Here is a 4,985-nt window from a genome sequence, read left to right on the forward strand (position 1 = left end):
CGGCTCGTACTAACTTACCCAACAACTTGAACCAAGTCAAATCCTTGAGCCAAGTCAGTACAAAAAGTCACTAAAAAATAACCAACCGGCTACCTCTCGGCGACTTGGATAAACCTACACCCCACTCCAAGAAACGCACAAATCCCCAGCACACACGAGAAAAATGCGTACTGGGGAAGGTTAATTAGAAGATTTCTTCTTCCTGCGTCCTTTCGATGGTGGCTCCAAGCCGCGAAAGGTTCTCCACAAAGTGGGGATATCCGCGGTCTATATGGAAGACATCGTGAACGGTCGTCGCTTCGTCGGCGCACAGTGCGGAGAGGACTAGGCCAGCTCCGGCACGGATATCGGAACTCCATACATGCGTAGAGGAAAGATGTTCCTTACCCCGCACCACCACGTGATGGCCATCCACTTGGGCATCGGCACCCAAGCGCAGCATTTCGTCCACGAAGCGGAACCGGGATTCGAAGACGTTCTCCGTGATCACGGTGGTTCCTTCGGCGATGGAGGAAATGCCGATGGCCATGGGCTGGAGGTCCGTCGGAAAGCCTGGGAAAGGCAACGTCTGGTAATCCACGGCGGTAGGACGCTTATCCATGCGCACGCGGAAGCCGTTTTCATAGGTTTCAATCTCTGCGCCGGCGGACTTCAGCTTTTCCAGCGGAAGGTGCAGGTGACGCGGAGCAATACCGCCAACGGTGATATCGCCTTGTGTCATGGCTGCGGCATAAGCCCAGGTGCCGGCCACGATGCGGTCACCAATGACCTCGTGCTCCGTTGGGTTAAGCCGGTCCACGCCGTGGATGGTGACCTCGGAGGTGCCTTCGCCTTCGATATTGGCGCCCATGGATTTCATCATCTCGCACAGGTCCACGATCTCGGGCTCGCGGGCGGCATTGTGGAGAACAGTAGTGCCCTCGGCCAAGACGGCGGCGGTCAAGATGTTTTCTGTCGCACCAACGGAAGGAAAGTCCAAGCGGATATTAGAGCCGCGAAGCTCGGAAGCTTCAGCGACCACGGCGCCGTGTTCAATGCGCGTGGTGGCGCCGAGCTTCTCCAAGCCAGTCTGGTGCATATCGAGCGGGCGAGAGCCAATGGCGTCACCACCGGGCAGCGCAACCTTTGCATGCCCGCAGCGCGAGGTCAGTGGGCCTAAGACGCATACCGATGCCCTAAATTGGCGGACCGCATCAAAGTCCGCGTTCGATTGCGGCGTCGCGGGGGTAGTAATGCGGACGGTGCTGCCATCGATTGTCACCTCGCAGCCCAAGCCCTCGAGCACCTTCTTCATCAAAGGTACGTCCAGAATCTCTGGGCAATTGGTCAGCGTCGTCGTCCCCTCCGCCAGCAATGCGGCGGCCATGAGCTTAAGGACGCTGTTCTTGGCGCCATCTACTTTGACGGTGCCTGCAAGGCGGGCACCACCGGAAACAATAAACTGATCTTTCACAGCTTTATACGCTACCGGTTATCAGGGCAACGCGCCGATCCGGCGGGCGGCATTGACGGCTTCGTAGCGAGTGTGTGCCCCCAACTTGCGCATTACGGAGCGTAGGTAGGACTTGACGGTTTCGGCGCCAATCCCCATTTCTTCCGCCGCTTCCACGTTGGTGTGGCCGAGCGCCACGCAGGAGAGGACGTCGAGTTCGCGGGCTGAAAGCTTGGTCGATTGCTTCACGCGCACAGGAGAGACCATCTGATCACAAAGTGCCTCGAGTTCCTTGCGCAATTCCTCGTCCTCGACGCGGTTGGCCAGCATGCGCAGCTTGGAGTGGGTGGAACGAACCTGTTCCCATTCCGCACCGTTCATGGCATGGCCGCGGGAGGCACCCCCCTTTCCGCCATCGGCGCGGCGCATCGCGGAGTTGACCGCGAGGTCTTGCTCCAGGGTCCGCGCCGTCATCGTGACTTCCTCGATGACCTTATCCCCCAGGCGCACTGGGGAGTGCACGCCAACATAGAGCACTCCTCGGATTTCACGCTGCACGGTAACCGGTACCGCAACGATCGAGTGCAGGCCTTCGTCTTGGATCACGCTGTCGTTCTCGTGGGAAATGGTGGTGGCACGCGTGTAGTCCGATACGCCCACCGCGCGGCGGGTGGTGATGACGCGCCCGCCGACGCCCACGCCGGCATCGATAAGCAGATTCTGCAGCGCCGGTGTACGCAGACCCACCCACTGGGTAATTTGCAGGCGATTATCCGCCAATAATGTTGCGTACATCGTCACTGGGATTCCGGTGGCGGTTTTGAGAGACGACAGTGCCGCGCGTACGGATTCTTCATCATCTTTGAGGCGATGCGACTCCATGAGACTCTTTCCTCGTCGGGGGTAACCAAGTAGGTGCACCCGATATCCCCGAAAACTTGGGGAGCAGCGGGTAACTACGTGGAATTATAGACAGCAAGTGGGGGTAATTCGAAATCGCCCCTGTGCCTCCACGGCCGCGAATCCCACATTTCATGCCCGAATGGGTAGTCTGTAATAAATATACCACTCTGTCTACTTAAATAGTGTATCCTTGCGCTTGTACCTGATTTGACCACGAATACGATTCCCAAAGGAGTCCTAATAAATGGCTATTTACAACAATGTCCTAGAGACCATCGGCGGTACCCCACTCATCCGCATCAACCGCTTGGCAGAGGGCAAGGGTGCCACCGTGCTGGCCAAGGTGGAGTCCTTTAACCCTGGTAACTCCGTTAAGGACCGCATCGGTCTGGCCATCATCAAGGCCGCCGAGGAGTCCGGTGACCTGAAGCCGGGCGGCACCATCGTTGAAGCTACCTCCGGTAACACCGGCATTGCTCTGGCACTGGCCGGCGCGACCTTGGGTTACGACGTTGTCCTCACCATGCCAGAGACCATGTCCAATGAGCGCAAGGTCCTGCTTCGCGCATACGGTGCAGAAATCATCCTGACCCCGGGCGCTGCCGGCATGCAGGGTGCGGTTGACAAGGCCAACGAGATCGTCGCCGAGCGCGGCAACGCCATCCTGGCTTCCCAGTTCGCTAACGAGGCCAACCCCAAGATCCACGAGGCCACCACCGGCCCGGAGATCTGGGACGACGCCGAGGGCAATGTCGATGCCTTCGTCGCAGGCGTCGGCACCGGCGGCACCATCACCGGTGCAGGCCGCTACCTGAAGTCCAAGAACCCAGACGTTTACCTCGCTGCCGTTGAACCGGCTGACTCCCCTGTTCTGTCTGAGGGCCAGGCAGGCCCACACAAGATCCAGGGCTTGGGCGCCAACTTCGTACCGGACGTGCTCGACCGCGAGCAGCTGGATGAGGTTTTGACCGCCTCCCTCGAGGAGTCCATCAAGCTCTCTCGCGCCCTTGCTACCGAAGAGGGCCTGCTGGTTGGTATTTCCGCCGGTGCAAACCTCTCGGCTGCACTGAAGCTGGCTGAGCGCCCCGAGTTCGAGGGCAAGACCATCGTCGTTGTCCTGCCGGACTTTGGTGAGCGCTACGTTTCCACCGTTCTTTTCGAGGACATCCGCGAGGCATAATTAGCCCCGCAGCCTAGTCCGTGAATAAAAGGCACCCGTCAAGCTTGGCGGGTGCCTTTTTGTGACCAGTACTATAGTCCCCATGAGCATTATTAAATATATCCGCGAAGATTTAGCCAATGCCCGGGACCATGACCCAGCCGCCCGCGGCGACGTTGAAAATGCGATCGTCTATTCCGGCCTGCACGCCATCTGGTCGCACCGCGTCTCCCACTGGCTGTGGAAGCGCGGCCTGCGGGGCCCTGCGCGCATCCTGTCCCAGATTAACCGCTTTTTTACCGGCATCGAGATCCACCCAGGCGCCACCATCGGGCGCTGCTTCTTCATCGACCACGGGATGGGCATTGTCATTGGGGAAACCGCGGAAATTGGTGATGGCGTGATGCTCTACCACGGCGTGACGCTCGGCGGTCAGGTCCTCACCCAGACCAAGCGCCACCCCACGGTGGAAGATAACGTCACCATCGGCGCGGGCGCTAAGGTTTTAGGCCCCATCACCATCGGTGCCGGTTCCGCCATCGGTGCCAATGCCGTTGTAACGAAGGACGTACCAGCCGATCACATCGCGGTGGGCATCCCCGCCAAGAATCGGCCTTCAAATAGGCATGAGCGGGTCAAGCTCGTGGATCCGGACTACTACATCTAAATAGACTAAAAGCGGCCCACAGGCTTGTGTGGGCCGCTTTTTGCTGTGCTTAACCGCGCAGCAGGTCCTGGTATTCGGGGTTCTTGTCCATAAAGTGCGCCACGGCAGAGCAGGTGGCGATGACCTTCATGCCGGCAGCCCGAGTTTCATCGAGGGCCGCCTTAATCAACGGCGAGGACAGGCCCTGTCCGCGGAAGTCATCCCCGATGACCGTGTGGTTGAACTCGCGGGTATCGCCGGAATCTACATATTCGCAGATTCCTGCTTCCACACCGTCAACGGTAAGCACGAAACGGGACAAATCGGTCTGATGAGAAACTGCTTTTTCCATGTCCCCCATTAAACCAAAAATGGTCCCTCCTTGATAATAAGGAGGGACCATAGTTGTGGCCAGAGCCAGGATCGAACTGGCGACCCCACACTTTTCAGGCGTGTGCTCTACCGACTGAGCTATCTGGCCAGAAACCCGAAGGTTTCCGCGACCTTGACGGGACTTGAACCCGCGACCTCCGCCGTGACAGGGCGGCGCGCTAACCAACTGCGCCACAAGGCCATTTTCAGTTTTGTGTGCCTCTTGGGCACGGGTAGTTACTTTACACAGCCGCCTAGAAACAACACAAATCAGCACTACAAGGGCAGTTTTCACGCTTTCCGATGCCCCTGTACCAAGGTGGCACCAACAAGCAGCGGCCCAAAACCAAAAAAGAACAGTACCCGCCGAAGCGTGTACTGTTCAGAATGCGACCTTGACGGTGTCCGAATTCATGACTTATTTGACAGTCTGTTCCTGGGTAAGTGGTCGTGATGGTTGACAGGTCAGTCGC

General features: G+C 58.4%; 5 protein-coding genes and 2 tRNA genes. 2 read left to right on the forward strand and 5 right to left on the reverse strand.

What is annotated here, in order from left to right; all coding sequences use genetic code 11:
* Positions 1-184: 184 nt before the first annotated feature.
* Positions 185-1,453 (reverse strand): UDP-N-acetylglucosamine 1-carboxyvinyltransferase, encoded by a 1,269-nt coding sequence (gene murA / locus ABRP66_RS11370; RefSeq protein WP_284770392.1) that lies wholly within the window; start codon positions 1,451-1,453, stop codon positions 185-187.
* 21 nt (positions 1,454-1,474) lie between these two features.
* Positions 1,475-2,314, reverse strand: a complete 840-nt coding sequence (gene ramA, locus ABRP66_RS11375) for an acetate metabolism transcriptional regulator RamA (protein WP_005279642.1) — start codon at positions 2,312-2,314, stop codon at positions 1,475-1,477.
* A gap of 265 nt (positions 2,315-2,579) precedes the next feature.
* Here ramA and cysK point away from each other — a divergent pair, with 265 nt between their 5' ends.
* Entirely contained in the window at positions 2,580-3,515 is a 936-nt protein-coding gene (gene cysK / locus ABRP66_RS11380) for a cysteine synthase A (RefSeq protein WP_284770391.1), read from the forward strand.
* A gap of 82 nt (positions 3,516-3,597) precedes the next feature.
* Positions 3,598-4,161 (forward strand): serine O-acetyltransferase EpsC, encoded by a 564-nt coding sequence (gene epsC / locus ABRP66_RS11385; RefSeq protein ID WP_284850448.1) that lies wholly within the window; start codon positions 3,598-3,600, stop codon positions 4,159-4,161.
* 49 nt (positions 4,162-4,210) lie between these two features.
* Here the strand turns inward: epsC and ABRP66_RS11390 are convergent, their stop codons facing one another.
* The 3 genes from ABRP66_RS11390 to ABRP66_RS11400 form a co-directional block, all read right to left on the reverse strand.
* Positions 4,211-4,492, reverse strand: coding sequence for a GNAT family N-acetyltransferase (locus tag ABRP66_RS11390; protein ID WP_284770389.1), 282 nt, complete (start codon positions 4,490-4,492; stop codon positions 4,211-4,213).
* A 56-nt stretch (positions 4,493-4,548) separates the two neighbouring features.
* Positions 4,549-4,621, reverse strand: a tRNA-Phe gene (locus tag ABRP66_RS11395).
* Between the two features lie 19 nt (positions 4,622-4,640).
* A tRNA-Asp gene (locus tag ABRP66_RS11400) sits at positions 4,641-4,714 on the reverse strand.
* Positions 4,715-4,985 lie beyond the last annotated feature (271 nt).

Origin of the sequence: Corynebacterium sp. KPL2680 (assembly GCF_040225675.1) — a bacterium.
Classification (GTDB): Bacteria; Actinomycetota; Actinomycetes; order Mycobacteriales; family Mycobacteriaceae; genus Corynebacterium; species Corynebacterium rhinophilum.

Coding starts and splice junctions, on each gene's coding strand:
- ramA (WP_005279642.1), bottom strand. CDS start 2,314: ATGGAGTCGCATCGCCTCAAAGATGATGAAGAATCCGTACGCGCGGCA.
- ABRP66_RS11390 (WP_284770389.1), bottom strand. CDS start 4,492: ATGGAAAAAGCAGTTTCTCATCAGACCGATTTGTCCCGTTTCGTGCTT.
- cysK (WP_284770391.1), top strand. CDS start 2,580: ATGGCTATTTACAACAATGTCCTAGAGACCATCGGCGGTACCCCACTC.
- epsC (WP_284850448.1), top strand. CDS start 3,598: ATGAGCATTATTAAATATATCCGCGAAGATTTAGCCAATGCCCGGGAC.